The following is a 26,236-nucleotide window of genomic DNA, read 5'->3' on the forward strand; positions in this document are numbered from 1 at the left end:
CTCTATGGAACGCAGCTGAGTGTCCTGCCAGCGCGGGTCAACGATGCCCCGATAGTGCATCTGGGCCACCGGACCTCACCCGGCCTGTCGTCTGATAGAGCTGGGATGACGAATGTATCGAAGCCGTTGTCTTCCACGGATTCCGGTGCGTCGGCGCCCCATTCGCCGATCCCTCGTCCTATTCAGTACGTTACTCCCTTGGGGGGCTGCCATCGCCTGCGTTCGGTGTGTTGGCAGCGATCTGGCGTTTGCATCAGAAGAGTTGGGCTCGACCGGAGGGAGCCTGTTATGAGTGTTCGGGTCGCAGTGATCTACTACAGCGCTACTGGGAACGTCCATCAGCTAGCTCAGTCGGTTGCAGAAGGGGCTGCTGCCACAGACGCCGAAGTCCGTCTGCGCCGGGTTGCCGAGCTGGCACCCGACGACGCGATCAACTCGAATCCTGCATGGCGAGCCCACGTCGACGCCACAAAGGATCAGGTGCCTGAAGCGACTATTGAGGACTTGGAGTGGGCCACGGCATACGCGTTCGGTACGCCCACGCGCTTCGGTAACGTCTCGGCGCAGCTCAAGCAGTTCATCGACCAAACGGGCAAGCAGTGGCAGGCGGGCGTCTTCCACAACAAGCCCGTAACCAGCTTCACTTCGGCCATGAACCGCCACGGCGGCCAGGAGTCGACCATTCTCTCCCTCAACAATGCCTTTTACCATTGGGGCTGCATCATCGTGCCGCCGGGATACACGGACCCACTGCTGTTCGCTGCCGGCGGCAATCCGTACGGCACGAGCTGGCCCAGTGGAGGCGGTGAGGGTCCTGACGGAAGCACCTTGGCAGCGGCCCATTACCAGGGACGCCACTTGGCCGACATCGCCACACGCCTGCGCGGCTGACGCTCCAGGCTTTCACGCAACTGTGATGTAGGGGCGTCAGGGGCTCGGGTTTCGGCATCCGGAAAACTTGAGGCACTACAGCCGTGGCTGTCGGCCAACACTGCGCTGGCGGTATCTTCACCCCGTGCTGGCCGACCCGGCCGGCATCCGCGGCCCGGGCGATCGGCAGGACCGGGGTCAGAGCCCCACACTACGATCTCCACCAGGCCGCCGAGGATGCGCAGGTCCAGCAGGACCGGTCCGGGAACGTACTTGCAGGCGTTGGTGACCAGCCCACTGACAACCGACTGGGCGAGGTCCATCGCACGCTGCGAGACGGGCAGACCCTGCTCGGCCTGGACCCGGGTGAGGACGGCTGCCGACCACAGACTGGCCGTTCGTGGAACCGGCCACATGACGGCGCCGCTCGTGGCGTGCTGAGTGCACTGTGTAAGGGAGTTCGGGCGTGTCAGGATCACCGGGGTGTCAGAGGAAGGGATCGACGGCGAACACCCCGGCCAAGCCGGCGGCCGGCTCCGCTGGCCGCCGTCGGTCGAGCCCGCAGTGGTCTTGTTCGAGAAGTCAGGAAGAACCAGCGCCAGCCGTCGTGCGACAGTCTCAGTGACCAGATCAGCCCAGCGGGCTGTGGATGTACCAAAGGTGGCCCTCCAGGTCGCGCGCGCTGTATTCGCGCACGCCGTAGGACTGGTCCACCGGCGCATTGAGGATGTCGGCCCCGTGCTCCAACACGTAGGCGTGGTGGGCATCGGCATCGTCGACACCGATGACGACCATGCTGCTCACACCGCCGAGCTCCCGGGGAGAACGGTAGCCGTCACCGCTGGGGTGCAGCCAGATCGCCTGGTCCCCGGCGAACACCTCAGCGTGCACGGCTCGCCCGCCGGGGCCGAGTTCCAGCGGCCCTGCGGTCAGTCCGAAGGTGTCGGTCAGATAGGCGTGCGCGTCGTTCAGATGCTCGTAGACCAGCAGCGTCGTGGTACTGCGGATCGGGGTGTCCAGCATCGTCATCTCCTCCATGATTGTGAACAAATGTTCGGGGGAGGCGGCTCCGGAGCGAGCGATCTCACTGTTGATGGCTCGCAGATGCGTACTCAGCCTTGCAGCGGCAGCGAGGTCTCGGTCAGTCTCCGCGGCGTGGCGGGCGACCATGGATGCGAGGTCCCAGTCCGGGTCGTCCAGGAGTGAGCGGATCTCGGCCAGGGTGAATCGTAGACGGCGCAGCGCGAGGATGCGGTAGAGCCTGACCACGTTGGCATGATCGTAGAGGCGGTGCCCGCCGGCGGTCTGTGTTGAGGGGTGCAGCAGGCCAGTCTGGTCATAGTGCCGCAGGGTTCGAACGGTCACACCGGTCAGATTGGCCAGTTGGCCGACTCGCCAAGCGGCTCCGCTGTCGGGCTGTGTGTCTTCCACGCAGTCGACTGTAAAAGGTGACGTTGGGGCGCGTTCAAGTCCATTATGACTAGCCGTGGATTCCGGCGAAGCACGTGGTCCCGCAATCGAAACGGCTTCATCCGGCCGGCACGACACGCGATCGCGCCGCACGGCCGCGTCTAGGCCGTTCGCGCGGAAAGTCGAGGTGTGGGACGGATCTCCGCCAGCGCAGGACCACTCGCGGAAACAGGCGCGGTGTGGCGCGTACGGGTCAACTCCTCGGGCCGCGCCGCAGTCAGGGCTCTGGCGGACAGCAAGGCGAGCATCGAGGGAGTGGAGCATTACATCGTGCAGTCTTGGCCTGTCGGCTCGTGGCACACCGTCGGGTTGGGAGCAGGCCAGCCGCTCCCAACCCGAGGTCAGTCAGCCGATGATCTTGACGGTGAAGCCGTCATCAAGACCGTTCAGGATTGACAGGCCGTAGATTAGATGAACGTGGACAGGCCCTCGAGGAGCCGGTCCACGTCGTTGGTGGTGTTGTACGGCGCGAGGCCGGCTCGCAGTGCGGGGTCTTCGAGTTTGAGGGCGTTGAAGGGCTCGTAGGCGTAGAACGAACCCGCGGGAGCCACCACGCCGCGGGCGGCCAGGTGTGTCTGGGCTTCGCGGGCGTCACGGCCGTCGAAGCTCATCAGCAGGGTCGGGGTGCGGTCGGCCGCCCTGCTGTGCACGGTCACGGCAGCTCCCAGGGCTCGAAGGCCCTCTCCCAGCCTGGTGCTCAGGGCCTGCTCGTGCTCGTGCAGGGAGCCCAGCGAGTGTGTGAGCCGCTCTCGACGCGTCGTCCGGGTGCCAGGGTCGAGGGCGGTGAGGAAGTCCACGGCGGCGGTGGCGCCCGCCAGGATCTCGTAGGGAAGGGTGCCGAACTCGAAGCGCTCGGGCACCGCGTCGGATGACGGAAGGAGTTTGTCGGGCCGGATCGTCTCCAGGAGTTCCGGGGAGCCAGCGAGCACACCGCAGTGTGGTCCCAGGAACTTGTAGGGGGAGCAGACGAACAGGTCCGCGCCCAGGGCGGGCACGTCGACGAGGTGGTGGGCGGCGTAGTGAACGCCGTCCACGTACACGAGGGCGCCGGCCTCGTGCGCCAAGTCGGCGATCTGCCGGACGGGCGGCTTGGTGCCCAGCACGTTCGAAGCCGCGGTGAGTGCGACCAGACGGGTTCGCGTCGAGAGTGCCCGCTGGAAGGAACATAGGTCGAGGTCCGTGGTGTCGGGATCGATCTCGATCCATCGAACCTTCACGCCGGCGCCGGCGCGCTCGGCGGCCTGGATCCAGGGGCGGACGTTGCAGTCGTGGTCCAGACGGCTGAGGACGATCTCGTCGCCGCTCTTCCAGTCCTTGGCTAGGTGACGGGAGAAGTCGTAGGTCAGCTGGGTGGCGCTGCGGCCGTGGACGATACCGTCGGCGGGCATGTTCAGCAGGTCGGCGTAGGCGGCCCGGAAGGCCATCACCGTGTGCTCGGCGTTCAGTTCGGACGGGCTGGTGACGCCCCGGTTGGAGAGGGGGCCGGTCATGGTGGTGGTGATGGCGTCGGCGACGGGGCGGGGGGTCTGGGTCCCGCCGGGGCCGTCGAAGAAGGCGAGGCCGGTGTCGAGGGAGGGGAAGTGGGCTCGCAGAGTGTTCAGATCGAGGGCCATGGCCTCAGCTTTCCGGGGGGACAGCGGTCGTGCGGAAGCCCCGCCTCGTTGGCGTGCGGCACCGGGAGGGGGACGTCCAGTGAGTCGACTGTGCCGCGGGACAGTGCTACATGCAAAGCGATCGTCACGATACGAGAGCTCGCGAGTGATCACGCAAATGATCAAGCAACCGGATATGAAGCACCCGTGTCACCCTTCGCAGGCATGACCGCAGGCCCGACGACGACGGCTGAGACGGTGCATACCGCCGGCTCCTTGAGAATGGGCCGATGCTGAAGCCAGAAGCCACGCCGCGGCAGCAGAGGGTGAGGCGGCCTCCGTCTCCTTTGCCCGTACGCCGCTCGGGCGCTGACCGGAAGACAAACCGGGCCGTCACCCGCGCCGAGGACGGGGCGGGACGGACCGTCCCGCCCCCGTGGTGCCTGTGAAGGGGATGTGGGCTTCCGGCTGACGGAGTGGTGCAGGCGGTGCCTGATGGTGAAGGCACCGCCTGCTGGTGTTGCTGGGGGTGGGTCAGAAGGTGGGCTGCGTGCCCGCAGTTCCGACGGTCAGGCCGGTGCTGAAGACCTTGGTCCTGAGACTGGTGTTGAGGGCGCCGGCTGCTTCCTTGGTGAGCTTGAGGGTGACGTTGCTGGCGTCGGCCTTGTGATTGCCGAGATGGACGTGGGCGGTTGTCAGGTCGAGCTTGAAGACGGGCACACGGGTCTTGGTGCCGGCGACGAGGCCGGTCAGCCGCGCCTTGGTGAGGTCGATAGTGAAGTTCTTGACCTCCAGAGAGCGGCCGTTGAAGACGTTGGTGAACTTCAGCCCACCGCTGTGCCTGATCTTTCCGCCGAGGGGGCTGGTGGTCAACGAACCGCCGGTCACCGGGTAGGTGGCCTTCAGTGTGGGCTGGCCACCGACCGTGGTGAGACTGGGCTTGCCGGGACGGGTGACAATCGGGGCGATCCCGTTCGACAGCAGCGCCGTGGCGATCGCCGGAGCCACCGTCACGGCGGTGTGGCCGCCCCTGATGTGAACGGTGTGGGGCGTTGCGGAGGCGGTGGGCGCTGCGATCACCAGAGCCGCGAGTGCAGACACAGCGGGGACAAGTGCGTTGCGGGTCATGGCAGTTCACTCCTGAGCCGTGTTGTACCGGGTGAAGCAGATGACGAGGACGCATTCCGCCGCAGCCGCGGGAGTGGATGCAGCCGACAGCCCAGCACTTTGCGCGTGGGGAAGGTTGGTCCGCCTCGTACCTCATCTCCAGGTTCTGTTGTGGCCTGGAGCACTGAAGTCCCCGTTCTGTCTTGATCGCTCGAAGATCTGCAACCGAAACGGGCCCGGGGACGGAATCTCTCCTTGACTCATCCAATGGAGCGCAGGCTGGAAGAGAAACCGTCATGGACGCTGGCACGGCACGCCACGGGGTCCAACCAGCCTCCGGACCTGACGACGTGCCGCCCGGGGTCGGCAACTCACGATGCAGCAGCACCCTTCTTCCTCATGGCGAAAATGGCGGTGTTTCATGAGCAGGCTCGGGCCATGGCGCTCTCAACGGATAGCGATCGTGTATTTCTGCCACACAGGGGCGTCGCCGCATCGTTGGACACGGTCGGAGCCGCGATGCCGCTCTGCGTCATCGGGTCGAGCCACCGCCGGAGCGTCCTGCCGGACTTCTGACTTGAGCGTGGGGGAGTTGAGTCAAGTCGAGCAATCCGCGACACCTAACCGAAAGGGTTGGTGGCGCTGCTCACCTGCCCGGGGAGCGGCAGCGGTGATAGACGGGGCCATATCTGCAGGACAGCGGGAGGCCGCCAAGAACCGCTCGGGGGCAGCGAGCTCGTGTGGTCCGCACGGGGCGGCGTTGTCGCCAATGGCGTGCACGCGCCCGCACTCCGCCGAGGTGAGGGGTTACAGAAACGATCTGATGGTCGATGCGGGAGGAGCTGACCGATGACGGCGCTCTGGGCCGGATCTGAGGTACTGGCGGCTAAGGTGGCGCCGGTGACCAGACCATTGTCCGATGATCTGCTGGCTCAAGGGTTCACCGATGGAGATGAGGCATGTCTGACCGAGGCTTACCGACGCTGGGGAGCTCTGCTCTTCACCATGGCCTTCCGTAAGCTCGGTGATTCTGAAGAGGCCAAGGATGTCACGCAGCAGGTGTTCGTCGGAGCGTGGAGGGGCCGTAAGGGCTTCGATCCTGACCGGGGCGCGCTCAAGACATGGCTCGTGGGTATCACGTACAAGAAGATCGCTGACGCGCTGGAGCGGCGGTCGCGGAATCTACGGAACCATGAGGCTGTCGCCGAGGTCGCGTTCCCTGACGACGAGGCGAATTCCGCTGCGACGGCGGATGCGATAGTCGACCACATCCTCATCATGGATGAGCTGGGCCAGTTGCCCGCACCTCAACAGACCGTGCTACGACTGGCGTTCTACGACGACTTGAGCCAGTCGCAGATAGCCGAGCGGACGGGCATGCCGCTGGGAACGGTCAAGAGTCATACACGGCGCGGGATGATGCGCTTGAAGCATCGACTGGAGGTGGACGGTGAAGCACACTGATGAGGAGAAGCTGGCCCTGATGGCGCTCGGAGAGCTCCCTTCGGACAGCGGCGACCTCCACCTGCAGACCTGCCTGGCCTGTCGCAGTGAACTTGAAGCGCTTCGAAGCGTCGTCACGGCGGCTCGGGTGCCAGAGCCCGAGGACATCGGACTCCTCCAGCCGCCGGCGGAACTGTGGACCGAGATCGCAACCGAACTCGCCCTCGGCCAGGCGCCTGACGGCGCTGTCGACGCCGTCGGCGAAGGGCGTCATGCGGTCACCGCCGACAAGGAAGGACGCATCGGCTCTGCTGCCGAGCACAGTGCTCCCGCCTCAAGAGCAGCGCGTCGACCGCTGCTTTCGCGCCGAGCGCGCTTCAGTGTCGTTCTGGCTGTGTGCGCGGCCCTGCTCGGCGCCACGGCGGGGAGCGTGGTCACGTGGTGGGTCACTCGCGGGGACAGCACGGCGGCCGTCGCCCACACCAGAGCGCTCGACTCTCTGCGACCCTCGTCGACCGGCTACGCTAGCCTCCGCGGGACGGGGGCTCACCGCAGCTTGACCATACAGGTCAAGGGGCTTCCCACGACCCCGGGCTACTTCGAGGTGTGGCTCATGGACCGCTCCCACACGAAACTCGTGTCGGTGGGGGTCTTGGCCCCCGATGGAAAGGCAACCCTGCCCGTCCCGGAGAACATCGACCTCAGGGAGTACTCGATCGTCGACGTTTCCGTGCAGCCCTACAACGGCAAGCCCGATCATTCCGGGAAGAGCATCGTTCGTGGACGTTACGCCGGTTGAGCACCAGCAACCCGCGACGCGAGGCCGCCGAGATCCTACGCGGCCGCCAGTCACCCGCCCACCTCGGAGCTGCTGCCGCCGAGCGAACCTCCGGCTTGTGATCACCCCCGTGGCCGGGCGCAGGGCGCGCGGCGCGGCCTACCAGCACCAGACGACGCCGTGTGCACGAGTGGGCCAAATGGTCCCCCACCCCTCGCCGATTCCCACCGGCCGCGGTGAGGCTGAACTGTCACTTCGGCTGAGGCAGGGAGCGAACCTGCGATGCTCGTCAAGAAGCTGCACGAGTCCGGCATCCGAGCGGAGCATGCCTACACCGCCGCATTCGTCTCAATCGGCCTGTCCGTCATCTCCTGGGCCGCCTCCCTGCAGGTGGAGAAGAAGGGTGAGGAGCGCGCCGACCGATGGGGCATCTTCGTCGGGGAATGGGCCCCCACGTTCTTCGGTCTCGGACTGGCCTTGTCCACCTACGAATAGGGTTGTGGTCGGGGGCCGTAGGGGTGGTGGTGCATCCAGAAGCCTCGGCCCACGACCTCGGTTCCGTCGTGAGCACACGCTGCAGGCCAGGACTCGTGCTGGGAGCGTGGGTGTGACCCCGTGAGTGACGTCACCGGCGACTTCGATGCCTGACCGGCCGAACTCGGCACAGTCGAGCGACGGCCTGTGCTGTTTCGCCGACAGGGCCGTCAGCGGATCACAGGCGCGAGCTGTACTACGTCGGGTGGAGGTCGACGTACCGCCGCAGTATCAGTTGGTCCGCCCGTCTCCACCCGGTGCCGGCTGCCCGAACCCTCAAAAAGGTGTACTTCCGGCCTCTCGCTAGGACGGCAGGATGGGTGCATGCCCGCCCGTCCTGTTGATGGAGTCCCAATGCCCTATTCCGCCGATGCTCGTCCGGTACGTCTCGCGCGCGGTGCATCGCCGTGGCTTCTCCCGACCGTCGCCACCGCAGCCCTCAGCCTGGTCCGCGCCCGCCGCTCGGGCGCGGCCAAGGCCGTCGCCGTGCCCGCCACCGCGCTCGCGGCGGGCATGCTGTGGTTCTTCCGCGACCCCGAGCGCGAGATCGCCCCCGGCCGGGTCATCTCGCCCGCCGACGGCGTGGTGCAGAGCATCATGCCCTGGAAGGACGGCCGCACCCGCGTCCCGATCTTCATGAGCCCGCTCAACGTGCACGTGAACCGCGCGCCGCTCGCCGGCACCGTGACGTCGGTCGAGCACATCCCCGGCGGCTTCGTTCCCGCGTTCAACAAGGAGAGCGAGAACAACGAGCGCGTAGTCTGGCATTTCGACACCGAACTCGGCGACATCGAGATGATCCAGATCGCCGGCGCGGTGGCCCGCCGCATCGTGCCGTACATCCCCGAGGGCACGAAGGTCGAGCAGGGCGACCGCATCGGTCTGATCCGCTTCGGCTCGCGTGTCGACCTCTACCTGCCCGAGGGCGTGGAGGTCGCGGTCGAGGTCGGGCAGAAGACCGTGGCTGGGGTGACTCGCATCGACCGCAGCTAGAGCCGAACTGGAGACGCGGAAAGGCGTCGAAGGCCCGGGCCCCGGTGGGGCGGCGATTGCGCACCAGGGCTCAGGCCGCCGATGCCGCCAGGTGGCGGGTCGCCAGGTGCGACGGGCCTCGCCGGCGTCGGTTCCGACCTACGAATAGTCCACTTGCCTGGTCATGCGCCGCCTTGCCCTCGAGATTCGGAGAGAGCGCTTCCATGCCGTCGCCGCCGGTGAAGTAGGGTGACGGCGCGGAAGGAGCGTGAGCAGTGCGAGAGCAGGTCACCATGGCGGACGTCGCGCGGGCCGCCGGCGTGTCGACCGCTACGGTTTCCTACGTCCTGTCCGGCAAGCGGCCCGTCTCCCCGGTGACGCGTGCGGCGGTGGAGGCCGCCATCGCCGACCTGGGGTTCGCCGTGAACACCGCGGCGCGCAGCCTGAGGACCGGCCGCTCGAGCCTGGTGGCGCTGATCGTTCCCGACATCGCCAACCCGTTCTTCGCGCAACTCGCTGCCACGCTGCAGGAGGAACTCCGCGGCCTGGGTATGCACGTCGTCGTCTGCAACACCCGAGCCGACCGTGAGGAGGAGCGGGCGCTGCTGGCGGAGGCCGTGCAGCAGCGCTTCGCCGGGGTGGTGATCACTCCGTTCCGTCTGCTGCCCAAGGATCTGGACACCCTGGCGAGGGCCGACATCCCTACCGTGGTGAGCGCCGATGTGCATTTTGGGGCGGTCGACCAGGTCACGCCGGACGCGCGGACCGCGACCCGGCAGGCGTTGGAAAGGGTGACCGCCGCGAAACGTCGCCGCATAGCAGTGATCGCCGGGCCTCGGGACGCTACCGGCGGCGACCCCCGTCTGGAGCTTCTGCGAGCGCTCTCCCGCCAGTTCGGCACCTCCCTGCCGCGAGTGCTTGTGGTGCGCGGCGAGCACACCCGGGAGGCGGGGGCCGCCGGGTTCGCCGAGCTGATGAGCCGGCGCTACCCGCCGGACGCGGTGTTCTGCTCCAACGACGTGATCGCGGTCGGCGCCCTGGACAAGGCGCGTGAGCTCGGCATCGACGTACCCGGCGACGTTGCGCTCGTGGGTCACGACGACGCCTCCTTCGCCTCGTTGGTGCGACCGCAGTTGACGACGATCCGCTATCCCGCGGAGGACGTCGGCCGCGCGGCCGCACAGTTGCTCAAGGAGCGTTTCGACGGGCGCCGCGTACCTAAGACCGTCCGTGTGAAGGCCGAGTTCGTCGCACGGGCCTCGGTCTGAGGCGTCGCGCGCCTACCGAGGCGTCCCACCCACCCCGACACCACACCGCCGTGGCCCGGCGAACACCGTAGCGTAATCGATTGCGCCTGACGAGAGATAGTCGCGACGCATGCTCACCGACCCGGTGAAAGAGCAGCTCAGGATACATTTGAGGGATCGTAAGGCGTCCTGGACGTGCGTCTCGAAGTGGACTCGTTAGGGAAAAACTTCGTTCGGCCTGTTGACTTCTGGGGATTCCCGTTGTGAAGGTTGCCGCCATTGCTTGTCGGAGCGGGATAACCGGTGCAAGGAGCAACCTCATGGCGATAGGCGAGCGCACTTCATCCCTGATCAGACGGTCACTGATCAGGCGCTGCATGATCGGTGCGGCGGTCATGGCACTCGCCATGGCGACCGGCTGCGGCAGCGGTGGCGAAGAGGGCGACGCCGCGGCAGGCTCGTCCTGCAAGCCGTCCTCCGGCAAGGTGACACTGCAGTACTGGTCGTGGGTCCCTGGCATGCAGAAGGCCGTGGACCTGTGGAACAGCGAGAACCCCGACGTGCAGGTCAAGCTGAAGACCACCCCGGCCGGCAACGCGGGCACCTACCAGAACATGTCCAACGCCCTGAAAGCCGGCAAGGCCCCCGATCTCGGCCAGATCGAGTACGACTCACTGGCGAGTTTCCGTCTCAAGGACGGGCTGCGCGACATCGCCAAGTGCCCCGGAGTGGACGCCGCCCAGAGCAAGTTCGTCGACTGGACGTGGTCGCAGGTCGGCTTCGGAGCAGGCGGCAAGGACGGCATCTGGGCCGTCCCCCAGGACACCGGCCCGATGGCCCTGTTCTACCGCAAGGACATCTTCGACAAGCTCGGCCTCAAGGCCCCCACGACGTGGGACGAGTACGCGGCCGACGCGGTCAAGCTGAAGAAGGCCGGCAAGTACATCACCCACTACTCGCAGACCGACCCGAACTGGTTCACCGGCCTGCTGTGGCAGAACAAGGCCACCATGTTTCAGCGCAGCGGCGACTCCTGGAAGGTCACGGTCGACCGGCCCGAGAGCCGGCAGGTCGCCGACTACTGGCAGAAGCTGATCGACGACAAGCTCGTCGCCACCGACCTGCAGGGCTTCTCGCCCGCGCTGTACAAGTCCTGGAACGACGGCGAGGTCGTCACCTGGATCAGTGCGGCCTGGGGCTACAGCACCATCCGCGACAACGCCAAGTCCACCGCGGGCAAGTGGGCGGTGGCCCCCATGCCGCAGTGGCACCCGGGCGACCAGCAGGCCGGCAACTGGGGCGGCTCGACCACGGCCGTGCTCTCCGGCAGCAAGCACCCCGCCGAGGCGGCCCGGTTCGCGCTGTGGCTCAACAGTGACCCCAAGGCACTCGAGATCCTCAACCGCGAGGGCGGCCTCTACCCGGCGGCGAAGGGGGGCCTGAACCTCCCGGCACTGAAGCAGCCGGTCGACTTCTACGGCAGGCAGCACATCTTCGACGTCTTCGCCAAGGCATCGGACAACGTGGACAACAACTTCACCTGGGGGCCGACGATGACCGACACGTACCGCTTCATCAGCGACGGCACTGCGGGAGCCGTAGGCGGCAAGGGCACGCTCACCAACGTGCTGAAGCAGACCCAGTCCCAGAGCGTGGAGTCGCTGCGCAAGCAGTCCCTCGACGTGACCGGCTGACCCGGTCGTCCACCCCCAGAGCGTCCCCGCCGCCCCCACCGCGGCGGGGGCGGCACCCACCCTGCCGAAGGCCCTCTCGTGACCACCACAACCGCCCCACCCAAGGCACGCCGGAGACCCGCGCGCCAGGCCCTCGCCCCCTACGCCTTCCTCCTGCCCTTCCTCATCCCGTTCGTCCTGTTCACCCTGCTGCCGGTCGCCTACGCCTTCTGGCAGAGCCTGCACAAGACCGAGCGCACGGGCGGCACCTTCGGACACACCCACTCGGTGTTCGCCGGCTTCGAGCAGTACGCCGACGTCGTACACGAGCCCTTCTTCGGCGACAGCGTCGTGCGCGTCGGCGTGTTCGCACTGGTGCAGATACCCGTGATGCTGCTGCTCGCGCTGGTCCTGGCCCTGCTGCTGGACTCGACTGTGGCCCGGCTCAGGCGCTTCTTCCGCCTGGTGTACTTCGTCCCGTACGGCATTCCCGGCGTCGTCGCGGCAGTGATGTGGGCCTTCCTCTACGACCCCCGGCTCTCACCGATCGTGAGACTGCTGAGGTCGGCAGGCGCACAGGTCGACCTGCTGGGCTCCCATCTCATCCTGTTCTCCATCGGCAACGTGGTCACCTGGACGTACACCGGTTACAACATGCTCATCCTCTACTCGGCCCTGCAGGCCCTCCCGGCCGACATCGGCGAGGCGGCCCGCGTCGACGGAGCGGGCGGCTGGACGATCGTCACCCGGATCAAAATTCCGATGATCCGCCCGGCACTCGTGCTCACTGGGGTGTTCTCGATCATCGGCACTTTCCAGCTGTTCACCGAGCCCCAGGTCTTCCGGACCATCTCCACCAGCGTGACCAGTACCTACACGCCCAACCTGGCGGCCTACTCGCTGGCGTCGGGCGACAACTACAGCGAGGCGGCCGCCCTTTCGGTCCTGCTCGCCATCGTGACCTTTCTGCTGTCGTTCGCGTTTCTGCGCCTGACCTCCAGGAGGCAGGGATGAGCGTCCTCACCCGCGTCGAAGGGGCCCACGCCACTACCAAGCGGGGCCGGGGCGCGCCCGGGCGGCTCTCCGTGGTGGCCGCGTTGGCCTTCATGGTCCTGGCCGCCTGCTACATGCTGCTGCCGGTCTACTGGCTGCTCGTCTCCTCGACCAAGAGCCAGGGCGACCTCGTCTCCACCCCCGGACTGCTGCCCGCCCACTGGCACCTCGGTGACAACCTCGCCGCGCTGTTCGCGCAGCAGGACGGCGTCTTCGTCCGCTGGCTGCTCAACAGCCTGCTCTACGCCGGAGCGGGCGCGGCGGTCGCCACCGCGCTGGCCGCCGCGGCCGGGTACGCCCTGGCCAAGTACGAGTTCCGGGGGCGTGAGGCGGTGTTCTCCGTCGTTCTCGGCGGGGTCCTGGTGCCCGCGAGCGCCCTCGCCCTGCCGCTGTTCCTGCTGTTCGCCCAGGTGAACGCCACCAACACCTTCTGGTCGGTGTTCCTGCCCAGCATCGTGAGCCCCTTCGGCGTCTACCTCGCCCGGATCTTCGCCACGGCGTCGGTGCCGGACGAGGTGCTCGAGGCGGCCCGTATGGACGGCGCCGGCGAACTGCGCATCTTCCGCACCATCGCCCTGCGCCTGATGTCTCCGGCACTGGTGACCGTGTTCCTGTTCCAGTTCGTCGTCATCTGGAACAACTTCCTGCTGCCCCTGGTCATGCTCCAGGACGACGACCTCTACCCCGTCACCCTCGGCCTGTTCACGTGGCAGTCGCAGACCAGCCGGCTGCCCCAGCTCCAGACCCTGACCATCGTGGGCGCCCTGATCTCGGTCGTACCCATCGTGCTCACCTTCCTTCTCCTGCAGCGCTACTGGCGAGCCGGACTCGCCGCAGGGGCGGTGAAGTCGTGACCCACACCCCGGCCCAACCACCGACCGTCCATCCCCTGACCGCGCTCACCCGCAAGCTGGGCTCCATCGCCTACGGCGGGGACTACAACCCGGAGCAGTGGCCGAGGCATGTATGGCAGGAGGACGTCCGCCTCATGCGGGAAGCGGGCGTCAACTTCGTCACCGTCGGCGTCTTCTCCTGGTCGCGCATCCAACCGCGCCCCGGCGCTTACGACTTCGGGCTGCTGGACGAGGTGCTCGACCTGCTCCACGCCAACGGCGTCGCCGTGGACCTCGCCACCGCGACCGCGGCCCCGCCCCCGTGGTTCACGCATCTGCACCCGGACGCCCTGCCGGTCACCTCCTCCGGCACCCGGCTCGCCCACGGCAGCCGCCAGGCCTTCTGTCCGAGCCACCCCGCCTACGCCGAGGCCGCCGACGCCCTGGTCGCCGCACTGGCCGAGCGGTACGCGAGCCATCCCGCCGTCGTCCTGTGGCACGTGCACAACGAGTTCGGGAACCACAACGCCCTGTGCTACTGCGACACCAGCGCCGCCGCGTTCCGCCGGTGGCTGCAGGAGCGCTACACCACCCTGGACACCCTCAACGAGGTGTGGGGCACCGACTTCTGGGGGCAGCGCTACGGTGACTGGGAGGAGATCGAACCCCCGCGGGACACGACCGCCTTCCGCAACCCGGGTCAGGACCTCGACTACCGCCGCTTCTCCTCCGACGAACTCCTGGCACGCCACCGTGCCGAGGCTGCCCTGCTGCGGCGCCTCGCGCCCGGCATACCGCTGACCACCAATCACCTGGGCACGCTGGAGAAGAAGGCGGACGCCTACTCCTTCGCTGCGGACTGCGACCTCATCTCCCTGGACCACTACCTCCCTGCGGCCGACCCGGACGGCCACATAGACCTGGCGTTGAACGCCGACCTCGCGCGGGGAATGGCCGCCGGAAGCCCGTGGCTACTCATGGAGCACTCAACCTCAGCCGTCAACTGGCAGCCCGTCAATGTGGCCAAGCGGCCCGAAGAGATGCGCCGCAACAGCCTCACGCACCTGGCCCGCGGCGCCGACGGCATCATGTTCTTCCAGTGGCGGCAGTCCCGGGCGGGCGCCGAGAAGTGGCACTCCGCGATGCTCCCGCACGGCGGCACGGACACCCGAATCTGGAAGGAGGTGTGCGGTCTCGGGGCGGACCTGGCCGCCCTTGGCGAGGTGATGGGGACCCGGGTCGCAGCGGACGTCGCGCTGCTCTTCGACTGGCACAACTGGTGGGCGCTCGAACTGGACGCCCGCCCCTGCGGGCCCATGCGCTACCTCGAGTTGGTCCGTGACTGGTACGAGGCCCTATGGCGGCTGAACATCACCTGCGACGTGGTCGCGCCCGGAGCCGACCTCACGTCGTACAAGGCCGTCGTCGCGCCCAATCTCTACTTGTTGGCCGACGAGCACGCCGACGCCCTCACCGCGTATGTGCGCAACGGCGGGCACCTCGCCGTCGGCTGCTTCAGCGGAGTCGTCGACGCCCATGACCGAGTCCACCTCGGCGGCTACCCAGGCGCGCTGCGCGAGGTGCTCGGACTACGGATCGACGAATACTTGCCGCTGCGCCCCGGTGACACCGTCTCCCTCAGCGACGGCTCGACGGCTGTGCAGTGGGCCGAACGCGTCGAGCCGCGCGGCTGCGCACCGGTGCTGCGCTTCGCGGACGGCTCCGACGGCGGCCCGGCTGCAGGCGGCGCCGCGCTGACCCGGCACACCTACGGCGCGGGCACGAGCTGGTACGTGGCCACCCGCGCGTCAGGAGCGACGCTGCAGGAGCTCGTCCGGCGACTCGGCGAGGAGGCCGGGCTGCGGCCCGTCGCCGACGTGCCCGACGGGGTCGAGGCGGTCCGCCGATCGAGCACGGACGGCTCCTACCTCTTTCTCATCAATCACGGCGAGGATCCCGCCAAGGTCCTGGTCGAGGGAGCCCGCCTGCTCGACGCCGCCGGTGACGGCTGCTTCACGGAGATCCCCGCGGGAGGCGTGGCCGTCCTCCGGGAGAGCTCCGTCGAACCGCGTTCCTGAACCGCGCGCCGTCGTACACCGCGCCCGCCCTGTCCCCACCCGTCAAGGAGTGCCAGCCATGGCCGCCCCCGTGTCCTCCCAAGCACTTCCCGCGAGCGTGGAGTTCGACGAACGCAGCGGCACGGTGGTGCTGCGAACCCACGCCTCCTGCTACGTGCTGCGCGTGGACCGTGCAGGGGGCACCGTTCGTCACGTCCACTGGGGGGCTCCCGTACCGCCGACCGACGCGGCGGCGCTGCCGGTGTGGGCAGGCCACGACGACAGTTTCGAAGGGCGCCTCGACGGAGTGGAGGAGTACCCCGTCGAAGGCGGTGCCCGGTTCGGCGTCCCGGCCCTGGAGGTCCGGTTCGCCGACGGCAGCAGCCCCCTCGAACCCCGCGTCGATGACGTGCGGATCACCGACGGCAACCACCTCGTGGTCGCACTGCGGGACCGGTCCCGGCCCTTGGCCTGGGAGCTGCACTACCGGGTGCCGTCTGGCGGGGACGTACTCGAACGTTGGACAGAACTCATCCACACTGGCGAAGCGAACGAGGAGCCGCTGCACCTGACGCGGTATTCCTCCGCCCACTGGCCGCTGCCTCAGCGATCCGGCTGGCGGCTGTCCTGCGTCCATGGCGGTTGGTCCGCGGAGAGCCGTCTGGAGCGGACGGCACTGGGAGTTGGGGAGACCACGCTGACCAGCCGGCGCGGCCACACCGGCCACCACGCCAACCCGTGGGCCGTGCTCGACGCCGGTCACGCCGATGAGGAACACGGCGAGGTATGGGCCACGGCGCTCGCCACCAGCGGCAGTTGGCGTCTGACGATCCAACGCACGGCGGCCCGCCGTGCCGGTGTCGTCGCCTCGGAGGGACACGAGGGCGTCGAGATCCCCTTGGCACCCGGCCAGCGGTACGTCACCCCGATCAGCGTGGCGGTGTATGCCACGGGCGGCTTCGGCGACGTCAGCCGTGCCTTCCACACTTACGTACGGCGGCACATCCTGCCTCACCCGGACGAGCTCCGGCCGGTGCTCTACAACTCGTGGGAGGCCACCTCCTTCGAGGTAGACGAGGACAACCAGCTCGCGCTGGCTCGCCGTGCCGCGTCCCTGGGCGTGGAACTGTTCGTGGTCGACGACGGCTGGTTCGGCGCCCGAGACGACGACCGCGCGGGGCTCGGCGACTGGACTCCGCACCCGCGACGGTTCCCGCGCGGACTGCGGCCGCTGTCCGAGGAGGTGCACCGGCTGGGCATGTCGTTCGGCGTGTGGGTGGAGCCGGAGATGGTCAACGCCGACAGCGACCTGTTCCGCGCGCACCCCGACTGGGTGCTGCATCTGCCTGACCGCAACGCGACAAAGCTGCGCAACCAGCTGGTTCTGGACTTCTCCCGGCCGGAGGTGACCGACTGGGCATACAGGTGGCTCCACACTCTGGTCGCCGACAACGGCGTGGACTTTCTCAAGTGGGACTTCAACCGCTCGTTCACGGAAGCCGGCGGGCACGGCGGCCGGCCCTCCCGGCGGGTGTACATCGAGCATGCCCGGGGGGTGTATCTGCTGCTCGACCGGCTGCGAGCCGCCTTCCCCGCGCTGCGCGTCGAGGCGTGCGCGGGCGGCGGCGGACGAGCGGATCTGGGCCTACTCCGCCGCACCGACCAGGTCTGGACCTCGGACAACACCGACGCCGTGGACCGGCTGGCCATCCAGCACGGCTTCAGCCAGGTGTACCCGGCGGGAGTCATGTCCGCCTGGGTGACCGACAGCCCCAATCCACTGACAGGGCGGTCGGTCCCACTCGCCTTTCGTTTCCACTCCGCCATGGCGGGGGTCCTCGGCATCGGTGGCGACCTGACCCGGTGGACCGCGCCGGACATCGAGGAGGCGGCCCGGCTGGTCCAGCGGTACAAGGAAATCCGTCCGCTGGTGCAGCACGGCCGCCAGGACCGGTTGTTGGTTCCGGGCGAGGGGGTGCTGACGGTCGTCCAGTACACCGACTCCGACGCCCACCGTGCCGCGGTGCTCGTCTGGCGGTCCAGCGCCTCCTTCGGGTCGGCCTGCCCTCCACTGCGGCTGCGCGGCCTGGACCCCGACGCCCGGTACCGCGACGAGGACACCGGTGCCGAATGGTCCGGGGCCACGCTGATGGGCTACGGCCTACCGGTACCGGCTCTTCCGGACGGTGACTGCGCGAGCACCATGGTCGTACTGCACCGGACGACGTAACGGCCCTTCAGCGGTCCACCGTGTCGCGCAGCCTGCCAGTACACACCAGCGATGCCGGCGGTGCGAAGGGTCAGGAGGAGTAGCCAGCGCTGGAAAGAGAGCGGGTGTCCGACAGGCAGGCCACGGCCAGGGCACACATGACGAAGACAACCGATGGCAACAGGGCCCAGGGGCGAGCCCCGTCCAGCATGACGGCGCAGAGGGCCGCACCGGCGACGAGCGCGGCGAAACGCAAGGGGACCCACAGGCCCGGGCTCCCGGTGCCTATGCCTTTGACGATGTAAGCGGCCAAGGTGCCGGTCAGGTAAGTGGTGGGGGCGGCGGCCTTACCGGCGGCGACCATCGCCGCGGACTGCGCGCCCATGGCGAGCGCGGCACCGCACTGCAGGATGTTCCGGAGCGCCTCGCCGGGCCGGCCACCCGTGAGTCCCCATACCAGGGCGCCTGCGGCCAGCAGCACCGCCTCAGCGGCGAGGACGACCAGCACACGACGAGGCCAGTGCATGGCCGACGTCACCGAAGCGCGGGTGTACCAGGCGACGAGCGCCGTGCCCGCGCCGAAGCCGCCCAGTGCCAACAAGGCCGCGGTGATGTCGAGCGGCTCGCCGCGTCCGGCGGCCATACCGAGCAGCGCAAGATTGCTGGTCATGACTCCGGCGAAGACATGGCCGAGGCCGAGAAAGGAGGTCGCCTCCACGCCGCCAGACGCCGCCACCAACAGCACTACGGCGAGTCGCAGGGTGCGCCCCTGGGCCGGTTTGATCAGCATGATCGGCCCACCTGTGGCGCTTGGTGATGAATCGTTGCTCATGGTTATCCGGCCTCTTGCGCAGAAGGGGTTACCCGAGCCCGGCCAGAGCGCAGGGGTCTTCGGACGGCGACCCGGGCGGCGTCTCCTCGGCAGCGGCCCGTTGTGACCGCCGGGCTTGGAGATCCAGGCGGGCCGGTCTTGCTGACGAGCGAAGCTGAAGGCCGAACTTAATCCATCGTCGAGACCTCGCTCCTCTCGCCCATTTCCGCGGCCAGCAACCAGGGATCCCGGTCACGTACGTTGCCGACCGGTGGAGGGCGGGCTCCGATCCATCCTGTACAGGAGTCGGCCTCCCCGTGCAGGTAGATCGGCTCGGACAATGCGCGCAGGGCACTTCGCACGTCCTCCTACCATGAAGCACTACAGCAGGCCGTGACAACCGGCCGCGGCGCGGCGCGGGTTCGACGGCACGTCTCGCAACGCTGTGCTGCCCGGACGTACGGCCCTTCCACGTCTTTTGGGGGAACACTGCTCTCGCGGGGGCAGCACGCACAGTCGGTGACCGTTGCGGGTCGTCTCTCGGGTGGCGACGAGCACCGTGTTCATCGGCAGCCAGAGGAAATTCCCACAGGGGATCGGTCGGCGGACCACGTCCAATCAAGGGAGATGCCATGCGCGCCTTGCAGGAATCACTGCACGTCACGGTCCGCAATGCAAGGGCGTGGCGACGCGCGCTGGTCGTCCTTGCCGTTGGACAGGTGATCAGCTCGATCTTCAGCCAGGCGTCCGGGACACAGCTGACCACACCGGATCGGTCAGGAGAACCCCCGATCGTGCCCGTCGGATGGGCATTCTCCATCTGGGGGCTGATCGAACTGCTGAGCTTGGCCTACGCCGTATGGGCCTTGCCCGACAGCCGCCCTGACAACCGACGGGTGCGGACAGCTACGGCCGCGGTGATGACCAAGCCTGCTGCTGCCGATGGCTTGCCTCGTCACAGACCGTGCACGTGGGTGCCGTCTCTCCCGGGCCGTCCCGGTCGGTGTGCAGAACGGAACCGCCTCGTTCAAGGAAGCGAGCCGGCCCACCACCGCGCACCTCAGAATCCTTGCTGATCGCTCACAAGTGGCCGGCCAGATGTGGCCAGCCGCCACCATCTCGACGTCTTCAGCAGACACAGGGAGAGCGCGATGCGGACGGGGCTGTGCCAGATCCGCAGACGGACATGGATCCTCCACCTGCTCGGTACAGATCACCGGAACGGCTCGTGGCCGTACGCAACCGATAGAGGCCTTGGAGCGGAAGAACGATTGCCGGTGGCTATGTGAATGGTCGCCGTCGTTCTGATGAGGGGCGGGGTCTTGGCTCCGAAAGGGTCAGACATGAAGCCGTACGACGAGTTCCCGGCAGAGCACAAGTGCACGTCCGTGCACCGGCACGGCGCCGGAGTGTGTGGCGGCATCTTCCTCGCCTTCGGCTGCCTGGGCTTCGCCGACGAAACACGTCGCATCTGCACCCAGGGCACCCACATCACCACGATGTCGACCAACGGCTTGCGGAGCCAGGTCTCCGTGGCCTTCGGAGCGATCCTCGTCCGCGGAGCGGTTCTGTGCGGGAGCCTCGCCTCGACGCTGAGCACGGTCGCTGGCGCCCTTTTCATCCTGAGCGGCTGGATTCACCATTCCATCCTGACCGCCTCGACGGGTGGTGTGGTCGGTGTGGTGCGGTTGGCCCGCTCGTTCCTGGACTCAGCGGCGATCACACAAGGAGTCCGCCATGGCACACAGCAGTGAGACCACACCGACCATCCCTGACTTCCTCACGAACCCGCTCCTGAACCACGGTGTGGCGTTCACGCAGGACGAACGCGACGCGCTAGGCCTGACGGGCCGCCTGCCGGCCGCGGTACTCACCCTGGAACAGCAGGCCGGCCGCGCGTTCTGGCAGATGGAGGCCCAGGGCGACAATCTCGCCAAGAACGTCTACCTGGAGGAGCTGCACGACCGGAACGAAACCCTCTACTTCAAGGTCCTTCGTGACCACCTGGCCGAACTGCTGCCCATCGTCTACGACCCTACGGTCGGTGAGGCCATCGAGCAGTACTCCAACGAGTACCGAAGCCCTCGCGGGCTGTTCCTGTCGATCGACCGTCCCGATGACATGGACCGGGCGTTCGACACGCTTGGTTTCGCCCCGGGTGATGTCGACCTGATCGTCTGCTCCGATGCCGAGGAGATCCTCGGCATCGGTGACTGGGGGGTGGGCGGCGTTCAGATAGCCGTCGGGAAGCTGGCCGTCTACACTGCCGCCGCCGGCATCGACCCGAGCCGAGTGATAGCCGTTTCCCTGGACGTCGGCACGGACCGCGAGTCGCTGCTACAGGACCCTCTCTATCTGGGCAACCGCTTCCCCCGCGTGCGCGGCGAGAAGTACGACGCCTTCATCGAGCAGTACCTGCGTACCGCCTCCACCCGCTTCCCCAGCGCCCTCCTGCACTTCGAGGACTTCGGTCCGGGCAACGCCCGCCGCATTCTGGAGAAGTACCGCGACCGGTATCGCATCTTCAATGATGACGTCCAGGGCACCGGGGCCATCAGCCTGGCCGCCGCCCTCTCCGCCGTGAAGGTGAGCGGCGTTCCGATGCGCGAGCAGAAGTTGGTGGTCTTCGGTTCCGGCTCCGCCGGAGTGGGGATCGCCGACCAGCTTCGCGATGCCATGGTCCGCGACGGCGCCGGCGAACAGGATGCCGTCTCGCGGATCTGGCTGATCGACCGACAGGGCCTGCTCACCAGTGACATGCCCGACCTGCGCGACTTCCAGCGGCGTTACGCCCGCGACCCCTCCGAAGTGGACGACTGGGCCGCGGATGACGACGGCATCTCACTGCTGGAGACAGTACGCCGGGTCGCGCCCACCATACTGCTGGGTACCTCCACCGTGTCCGGTGCCTTCACCCGGGACGTCGTAGAAGCGATGGCGGCTGGCACGGAGCGGCCGATCGTCCTGCCACTGTCCAACCCGACCTCGCAGATCGAGGCCATGCCAGCCGACATCATCTCTTGGACCGGCGGCAAGGCCCTGGTGGCTACGGGCATCCCGGTCGACCCCGTCGAGTACCAGGGTGTCACCTACCGCATCGGCCAGGCCAACAACGCCTTGCTCTATCCCGGGCTCGGTCTCGGCACCATCGTCGCGGGAGCGGAACGGGTGACCGGTGGCATGCTGCGCGCAGCCGCCCAGGCTGTAGCCGATCAGGTCGATCCTGCCGAACCCGGGGCCGCACTGCTGCCGCCCGTCGAGGACCTGTGGGAGTCGTCCGCCCGCACCGCCACCGCCGTCGTTGAAGCGGCCATGGCCGAAGGCGTCGCCACACATCGCCCCAATGACCCGCGACGCGCCGTTCGCGACCGGATGTGGGAACCCGATTACCCACACGCGGAGGGTGTGACCCCATGACCTCCCGTGACAACAACGGCACCACGCCGGAGATCCACGACGTGCCCATCGGACTCGACGCCGGCGGCACGCGCCGCGAGACGGACTCCATGGGCGCCGTCGACGTACCTGCGGACCGCTATTGGGGCGCCCAGACACAGCGCTCTCTGATCCACTTCTCCATCGGCGACGACCACATGCCGAAGGCCGTCTACCACGCCTACGGCCAGGTGAAGCGCGCTGCAGCGATCGTCAATGGCCGCGCCGGGCGGATGCCGGCCTGGAAGGCCGGTCTTATCGAGCGGGTGGCCGACGAAGTCATCGCAGGTGACCTGGACGACCATTTCCCGCTCTACGTCTGGCAGACGGGCTCGGGCACGCAGTCCAACATGAACACCAACGAGGTCATCAGCAATCGCGCGATCCAACTCGTGGGCGGCGAACTCGGCAGCAAGACGCCGGTGCATCCCAACGACCACGTCAACATGGGTCAGTCCTCCAACGACACCTTCCCCACCGCGATGCACATCGCCGCCGTCAAGGCGGTTCACGAGGCCCTGCTGCCCAGCGTGCGCGCGCTCCAGCAGACCATCGCGCACAAGGCGGAACGCTGGCGCGAGGTCGTGAAGATCGGCCGGACCCACCTGGAAGACGCCGTCCCCCTGACCGTGGGTGAGGAATGGTCCGGCTACGCGACCCAGCTGGAGCAGGCGTGTCACCGCGCAGTGCGGGCCGCCGAGGGACTGCTGGAGATCGCCATGGGCGGCACCGCGGTCGGCACCGGCCTGAACGCGCCGGAGGGCTTCGCCGACCAGGTCGCGGACGAAATCGCCCGCAACACCGGTTACTCTTTCGTCACCGCGCGGAACAAGTTCGCCGCCCAGGGCGGACTCGACGCCATGGTGGGGGCATCCGCCGGCGTACGCGCGCTGGCCGTGCCGCTGATGAAGATCGCCAACGACGTTCGCTGGCTGGCGTCCGGGCCCCGTTGCGGCCTGGGTGAACTCGTCCTGCCGGCCAATGAGCCGGGCTCCTCGATCATGCCCGGCAAGGTCAATCCGACTCAGTGTGAAGCCATGGTGATGGTGTGTATCCAGGTGCTCTCGGAGGATCAGGCCATCGCCTTCGCGGGCTCGCAGGGCAACTTCGAACTGAACGCCATGCGTCCGGTCATCATCAACAACTTCCTGCACATGACGGGCATCCTCGCCGACGCCTGCCAGAAGTTCCGGGAGTTCTGCATGGAGGGTGTCGAACTCGACCATGACAGGGTCGGGGAGTACGTGGAGCGGTCGCTCATGCTGGTCACCGCGCTCTCACCCGCGATCGGCTACGACAAGGCGTCCGCCATCGCCCACAAGGCGAACGACGAAGGGACGACCCTCCGCGAGGCCGCGCTGGCCACCGGATACGTCAGTGCAGAGGACTTCGACCGGATAGTCGACCCCACGAGCATGGTCGGTCTGACCTCGCACCGCGCATAGGAGCGCGACTTGTCCGCCGTCCTGAGCGCCCCAGCGGCGGGGAGAGGCAGTCGTGGGAGCACCCAGGAAGATGCATGGTGGCATGGACCGCACAGGAGGTATGTGCCCATGACCCGTAGCGGCGTTCTTATGTGTGTCGACGAACACGGTCACGTCGTCGAGTGGACTCGGCTCGCCGAAGATCTCCTGCACAAATCACCGGGAGATGCCCTCGGCCGTGCCGTGGGCACCCTCCTGTCCGATTCCTCCGGCCCGGGCCAGAACGGTGGCCTTCGTTCCGCTCCTTGGCCCTCCGTGCGGATTCGACCCAAACTTTGCGACGGGCACACGACGTTCGAGGTGCTTACCGGGGATGACGACACTCCATCCCAAGCCGACTACGCGGTGCTCAGGGCCGCCTTCGCCCAGCAGACCGTCGGGCTGCACGTGCTCGACGACCAGTTGCGCGTGGTCACCGTGAGCACGGGCACGTCCACCATGCGGGAAACTCCCGTTGAGCATGTAATCGGCAGACGCTTCGTCGATGTGTTGGATCTGGAGCATCCTGAGGCGGAGGAGGCGACCGCGCGTGAGGTCCTCCACACAGGAGTGCCGGTGACAAACCGGCTCATTCGCGGCGGTGCGGCAGAAGGCGGGCGCACTCGGCGTGTCTACTCCGTGACAACGATGCGCCTGGAGAACGACGGCGGAGAGATTCTGGGGCTGCTGGCCTCAGTCGTCGACGTCACGGAGCGCGAGCGCACGCGCCGGGGAGTGGACATCCTCGGCGCCGTCCGTGAACGGGTGGGGCGGCGGCTGGACGTCATCGCCGTCTGCGGAGAGTTCGTCGACGCGGTCGCACCGACCTTCACCGGGATCGTCGTGGTGGAGGTCGTCGACGCCGTCGTGCGCGGCGAAGATCCTCCACTGGCCCCTGTGGATCCGGACGTACCCTTGCGCAGGGCCGCCTTCAGGGGAGTGGTGTCGGCACATCCAGTCGGCGACATCCGGCATCTGCCTTATGGCACCCCGTTCACCCGGGTTCTCGCCGACCTCCGGCCGCGCCTGGTCCCCGTCGACGAGACCAGCCCGTGGCTCGCCGCCGACCCGCACCGTGCCGAGGCCATCCGTCTCTCCGCCGTGCACTCCCTCCTCGTGGTCCCCTTGGAGCTGCGCGGCGAGGTGTTTGGCGTGGTCAGCTTCTACCGGCACGAGGGAGAAGACCCCTTCGCCGAGGACGACATCGCACTGGCGACCGACATCTGTGCCCACACTGTCCTGTGCATCGACAACGCCCGCCGCTACGCCCGCGAGCGAGCGATCGCGGCGACGGTACAGCGCAGATCGCTTCCGCAGCGGCCCGCCAACCTGTCAACAGTGGAGATCTCGCCGCTGTTTCTCACCGGGCCAGAGGGCGGGGGAGCCTGGTACGACGCCATCCCACTCCCGAGCGCGAGGACCGCGCTCATCGTTGGAGACGTCGCCGGACACGGTATCGCCGCCACGACCGCGATGGGCCAATTGCGCACGGCGCTCTACTCGCTGGCCGCGCTGGACCTGGGCGCAGACGAGTTGATGGCACGGCTGAACGACACGGTCGTCCGCCTCGCCGCCGAGCGCGCCTGGCTCCCGGTCGGGGATCCTCTGCAACACGAGCCGCTGACCGCCCGGTGCGTGATCGCCATTTACGACCCCGTCGGCCTTACCTGCACGATCGCTCGCGCCGGGCTGCCCGAGCCCTTGCTCGTCGACCCCCACGGCTCCTCGCGCGTCCTCGCCACTCCAGAGGCACCACTTCTGGCGGGTTCGGACGACGCGCCCTTCGCCACCGCAACGGTGCCTCTGCCTGACGGCAGCGTCCTCGCTATGGAGACGTCATCGCTGGCGGACCACATTCTGGCTCCGGCGGGCCTCTTGCGGGGTGTTTTGGAGCGCGACGCCGGGCGCGACCTGAGGGAGCTGTGCGACGTCATGACCTATGCCCTGCAAGCGGGGAACTCCCACGACGAGGCCTTGCTGCTGCTGGCTCGGACGAAGCGGATACCACCGCACAGCGTGCATGAGCGCGACCTGCCCGCCGACACGGAAGCGGCACCCATGGCCCGTGCAACCGTCCGAGACCAAATGGAGCGCTGGCGCGTCGACGACGAGACCGCCTACACCACGGAGCTGCTGGCCAGTGAACTGGTAGGCAACGCTGTTCGCTATGGAGAGCCACCGCTGAGCATGCGCTTGATACTCGACAGGGTTCTGACCTGCGAAGTCACGGACGCGGCCATGAGCGCACCGCACGTGCGACACGCCCGAACGGTCGACGAGACGGGGCGCGGTCTTTTCATCGTGACCAGCCTCGCCCAAAATTGGGGCACCCGGTATCACGAAGACGGCAAGACCGTGTGGGCCGAACTGCCCGCGGGCCCCTTCGGCGCGAATCGAAGTGATCCGGCTCCCCTCAAACGGGTGCGCGACCTATGGGCAGGGTGACCGGCCGCTCGTTTGCCGTGGACGACGGTGTCGGCAAGAAGCACTCTGTGGTGCATCCGGTGCGCGGGCGCAGGTGGAAGAGAGGTCAACAGATCGTGCTGCGGGGCCCGTGCGGTCCTCATCGCGGGAAGCCCACGGGCCGGCCGGCGGCGGGCGCGCCCATGGCTGCTGACCGCATCACAAGGTTTACGACGCAAAGGCCGATTATGGCTGATGATCGCCCTAATCCGTGGGGATCCTAGCC

19 protein-coding genes and 1 pseudogene are annotated in these 26,236 nt (G+C 67.7%); 15 read left to right on the plus strand and 5 right to left on the minus strand.

Annotation, left to right across the window (positions count from 1 at the left end; translation table 11 throughout):
- Positions 1-288: 288 nt before the first annotated feature.
- Positions 289-891, plus strand: a complete 603-nt coding sequence (gene wrbA / locus ACZ7JA_RS27640) for an NAD(P)H:quinone oxidoreductase (RefSeq protein WP_470810998.1) — start codon at positions 289-291, stop codon at positions 889-891.
- A gap of 112 nt (positions 892-1,003) precedes the next feature.
- On the opposite strand, the pseudogene ACZ7JA_RS27645 reads toward wrbA, so the two are convergent.
- The 4 genes and pseudogenes from ACZ7JA_RS27645 to ACZ7JA_RS27660 form a co-directional block, all read right to left on the minus strand.
- A pseudogene (locus ACZ7JA_RS27645) lies at positions 1,004-1,286 on the minus strand (hypothetical protein); the annotation flags it as partial.
- Between the two features lie 214 nt (positions 1,287-1,500).
- Complete coding sequence (locus ACZ7JA_RS27650) at positions 1,501-2,301, minus strand: MerR family transcriptional regulator (protein WP_470811000.1); 801 nt, start codon at positions 2,299-2,301, stop codon at positions 1,501-1,503.
- 446 nt (positions 2,302-2,747) lie between these two features.
- Complete coding sequence (locus ACZ7JA_RS27655) at positions 2,748-3,953, minus strand: cysteine desulfurase-like protein (RefSeq protein WP_470811002.1); 1,206 nt, start codon at positions 3,951-3,953, stop codon at positions 2,748-2,750.
- A gap of 513 nt (positions 3,954-4,466) precedes the next feature.
- Positions 4,467-5,060 carry a hypothetical protein gene (locus ACZ7JA_RS27660; RefSeq protein WP_470811004.1) on the minus strand — a complete coding sequence of 198 codons (594 nt, stop codon included), beginning with the start codon at positions 5,058-5,060 and terminating at the stop codon, positions 4,467-4,469.
- 828 nt (positions 5,061-5,888) lie between these two features.
- Here ACZ7JA_RS27660 and ACZ7JA_RS27665 point away from each other — a divergent pair.
- The 10 genes from ACZ7JA_RS27665 to ACZ7JA_RS27710 all read left to right on the plus strand — a co-directional run bounded on the left by ACZ7JA_RS27665 (position 5,889) and on the right by ACZ7JA_RS27710 (position 17,859).
- On the plus strand, positions 5,889-6,503 hold the full coding sequence (locus ACZ7JA_RS27665; protein ID WP_351669510.1) for an RNA polymerase sigma factor: 615 nt from the start codon (positions 5,889-5,891) through the stop codon (positions 6,501-6,503).
- Positions 6,490-7,281 carry an anti-sigma factor gene (locus ACZ7JA_RS27670; RefSeq protein WP_389298443.1) on the plus strand — a complete coding sequence of 264 codons (792 nt, stop codon included), beginning with the start codon at positions 6,490-6,492 and terminating at the stop codon, positions 7,279-7,281. Before ACZ7JA_RS27665 ends, ACZ7JA_RS27670 begins: the two co-directional genes overlap by 14 nt.
- 261 nt (positions 7,282-7,542) lie before the next feature.
- Positions 7,543-7,755: a hypothetical protein gene (locus ACZ7JA_RS27675; protein ID WP_351669514.1), complete on the plus strand. Its 213-nt coding sequence runs from the start codon at positions 7,543-7,545 to the stop codon at positions 7,753-7,755.
- Between the two features lie 393 nt (positions 7,756-8,148).
- Positions 8,149-8,787 (plus strand): phosphatidylserine decarboxylase, encoded by a 639-nt coding sequence (locus tag ACZ7JA_RS27680; RefSeq protein ID WP_470811342.1) that lies wholly within the window; start codon positions 8,149-8,151, stop codon positions 8,785-8,787.
- 254 nt (positions 8,788-9,041) lie between these two features.
- Complete coding sequence (locus ACZ7JA_RS27685) at positions 9,042-10,034, plus strand: LacI family DNA-binding transcriptional regulator (protein WP_389298447.1); 993 nt, start codon at positions 9,042-9,044, stop codon at positions 10,032-10,034.
- A gap of 299 nt (positions 10,035-10,333) precedes the next feature.
- Positions 10,334-11,707: an ABC transporter substrate-binding protein gene (locus ACZ7JA_RS27690; RefSeq protein WP_351673444.1), complete on the plus strand. Its 1,374-nt coding sequence runs from the start codon at positions 10,334-10,336 to the stop codon at positions 11,705-11,707.
- A 78-nt stretch (positions 11,708-11,785) separates the two neighbouring features.
- Complete coding sequence (locus ACZ7JA_RS27695; protein WP_351673446.1) at positions 11,786-12,700, plus strand: carbohydrate ABC transporter permease; 915 nt, start codon at positions 11,786-11,788, stop codon at positions 12,698-12,700.
- Complete coding sequence (locus ACZ7JA_RS27700; protein WP_351673448.1) at positions 12,697-13,593, plus strand: carbohydrate ABC transporter permease; 897 nt, start codon at positions 12,697-12,699, stop codon at positions 13,591-13,593. Before ACZ7JA_RS27695 ends, ACZ7JA_RS27700 begins: the two co-directional genes overlap by 4 nt.
- Positions 13,590-15,650, plus strand: a complete 2,061-nt coding sequence (locus tag ACZ7JA_RS27705; RefSeq protein WP_450743395.1) for a beta-galactosidase — start codon at positions 13,590-13,592, stop codon at positions 15,648-15,650. The genes ACZ7JA_RS27700 and ACZ7JA_RS27705 overlap by 4 nt, the downstream gene beginning before the upstream one ends.
- Positions 15,651-15,708: 58 nt before the next feature.
- Positions 15,709-17,859, plus strand: a complete 2,151-nt coding sequence (locus tag ACZ7JA_RS27710; RefSeq protein WP_470811008.1) for an alpha-galactosidase — start codon at positions 15,709-15,711, stop codon at positions 17,857-17,859.
- Between the two features lie 70 nt (positions 17,860-17,929).
- Here ACZ7JA_RS27710 and ACZ7JA_RS27715 read toward each other — a convergent pair whose 3' ends face one another.
- Positions 17,930-18,628, minus strand: a complete 699-nt coding sequence (locus tag ACZ7JA_RS27715) for a DUF1275 family protein (RefSeq protein ID WP_450743397.1) — start codon at positions 18,626-18,628, stop codon at positions 17,930-17,932.
- Between the two features lie 1,364 nt (positions 18,629-19,992).
- Between ACZ7JA_RS27715 and ACZ7JA_RS27720 the strand changes: the two genes are divergently transcribed.
- The 4 genes from ACZ7JA_RS27720 to ACZ7JA_RS27735 all read left to right on the plus strand — a co-directional run bounded on the left by ACZ7JA_RS27720 (position 19,993) and on the right by ACZ7JA_RS27735 (position 25,992).
- Positions 19,993-20,403, plus strand: coding sequence for a hypothetical protein (locus ACZ7JA_RS27720; protein WP_351673457.1), 411 nt, complete (start codon positions 19,993-19,995; stop codon positions 20,401-20,403).
- Entirely contained in the window at positions 20,387-22,066 is a 1,680-nt protein-coding gene (locus ACZ7JA_RS27725; protein WP_470811010.1) for an NAD-dependent malic enzyme, read from the plus strand. Before ACZ7JA_RS27720 ends, ACZ7JA_RS27725 begins: the two co-directional genes overlap by 17 nt.
- The gene (gene fumC / locus ACZ7JA_RS27730) at positions 22,063-23,529 is read left to right on the plus strand and encodes a class II fumarate hydratase (RefSeq protein ID WP_470811012.1); all 1,467 of its coding nucleotides are present in this window, start codon (positions 22,063-22,065) and stop codon (positions 23,527-23,529) included. Before ACZ7JA_RS27725 ends, fumC begins: the two co-directional genes overlap by 4 nt.
- A 108-nt stretch (positions 23,530-23,637) precedes the next feature.
- Positions 23,638-25,992, plus strand: a complete 2,355-nt coding sequence (locus tag ACZ7JA_RS27735) for a SpoIIE family protein phosphatase (RefSeq protein ID WP_470811014.1) — start codon at positions 23,638-23,640, stop codon at positions 25,990-25,992.
- The last annotated feature ends 244 nt before the right edge of the window (positions 25,993-26,236 follow it).

Source organism: Streptomyces sp. NPDC038135, assembly GCF_055601245.1.

Excerpts from the sequence above, each read along its gene's own strand:
- wrbA (WP_470810998.1), top strand. The coding sequence starts at position 289 with ATGAGTGTTCGGGTCGCAGTGATCTACTACAGCGCTACTGGGAACGTC.
- ACZ7JA_RS27655 (WP_470811002.1), bottom strand. The coding sequence starts at position 3,953 with ATGGCCCTCGATCTGAACACTCTGCGAGCCCACTTCCCCTCCCTCGAC.
- ACZ7JA_RS27660 (WP_470811004.1), bottom strand. The coding sequence starts at position 5,060 with ATGACCCGCAACGCACTTGTCCCCGCTGTGTCTGCACTCGCGGCTCTG.
- ACZ7JA_RS27665 (WP_351669510.1), top strand. The coding sequence starts at position 5,889 with ATGACGGCGCTCTGGGCCGGATCTGAGGTACTGGCGGCTAAGGTGGCG.
- ACZ7JA_RS27675 (WP_351669514.1), top strand. The coding sequence starts at position 7,543 with ATGCTCGTCAAGAAGCTGCACGAGTCCGGCATCCGAGCGGAGCATGCC.
- ACZ7JA_RS27680 (WP_470811342.1), top strand. The coding sequence starts at position 8,149 with ATGCCCTATTCCGCCGATGCTCGTCCGGTACGTCTCGCGCGCGGTGCA.
- ACZ7JA_RS27690 (WP_351673444.1), top strand. The coding sequence starts at position 10,334 with ATGGCGATAGGCGAGCGCACTTCATCCCTGATCAGACGGTCACTGATC.
- ACZ7JA_RS27700 (WP_351673448.1), top strand. The coding sequence starts at position 12,697 with ATGAGCGTCCTCACCCGCGTCGAAGGGGCCCACGCCACTACCAAGCGG.
- ACZ7JA_RS27710 (WP_470811008.1), top strand. The coding sequence starts at position 15,709 with ATGGCCGCCCCCGTGTCCTCCCAAGCACTTCCCGCGAGCGTGGAGTTC.
- ACZ7JA_RS27715 (WP_450743397.1), bottom strand. The coding sequence starts at position 18,628 with ATGCTGATCAAACCGGCCCAGGGGCGCACCCTGCGACTCGCCGTAGTG.
- ACZ7JA_RS27720 (WP_351673457.1), top strand. The coding sequence starts at position 19,993 with ATGAAGCCGTACGACGAGTTCCCGGCAGAGCACAAGTGCACGTCCGTG.
- ACZ7JA_RS27725 (WP_470811010.1), top strand. The coding sequence starts at position 20,387 with ATGGCACACAGCAGTGAGACCACACCGACCATCCCTGACTTCCTCACG.
- fumC (WP_470811012.1), top strand. The coding sequence starts at position 22,063 with ATGACCTCCCGTGACAACAACGGCACCACGCCGGAGATCCACGACGTG.
- ACZ7JA_RS27735 (WP_470811014.1), top strand. The coding sequence starts at position 23,638 with ATGACCCGTAGCGGCGTTCTTATGTGTGTCGACGAACACGGTCACGTC.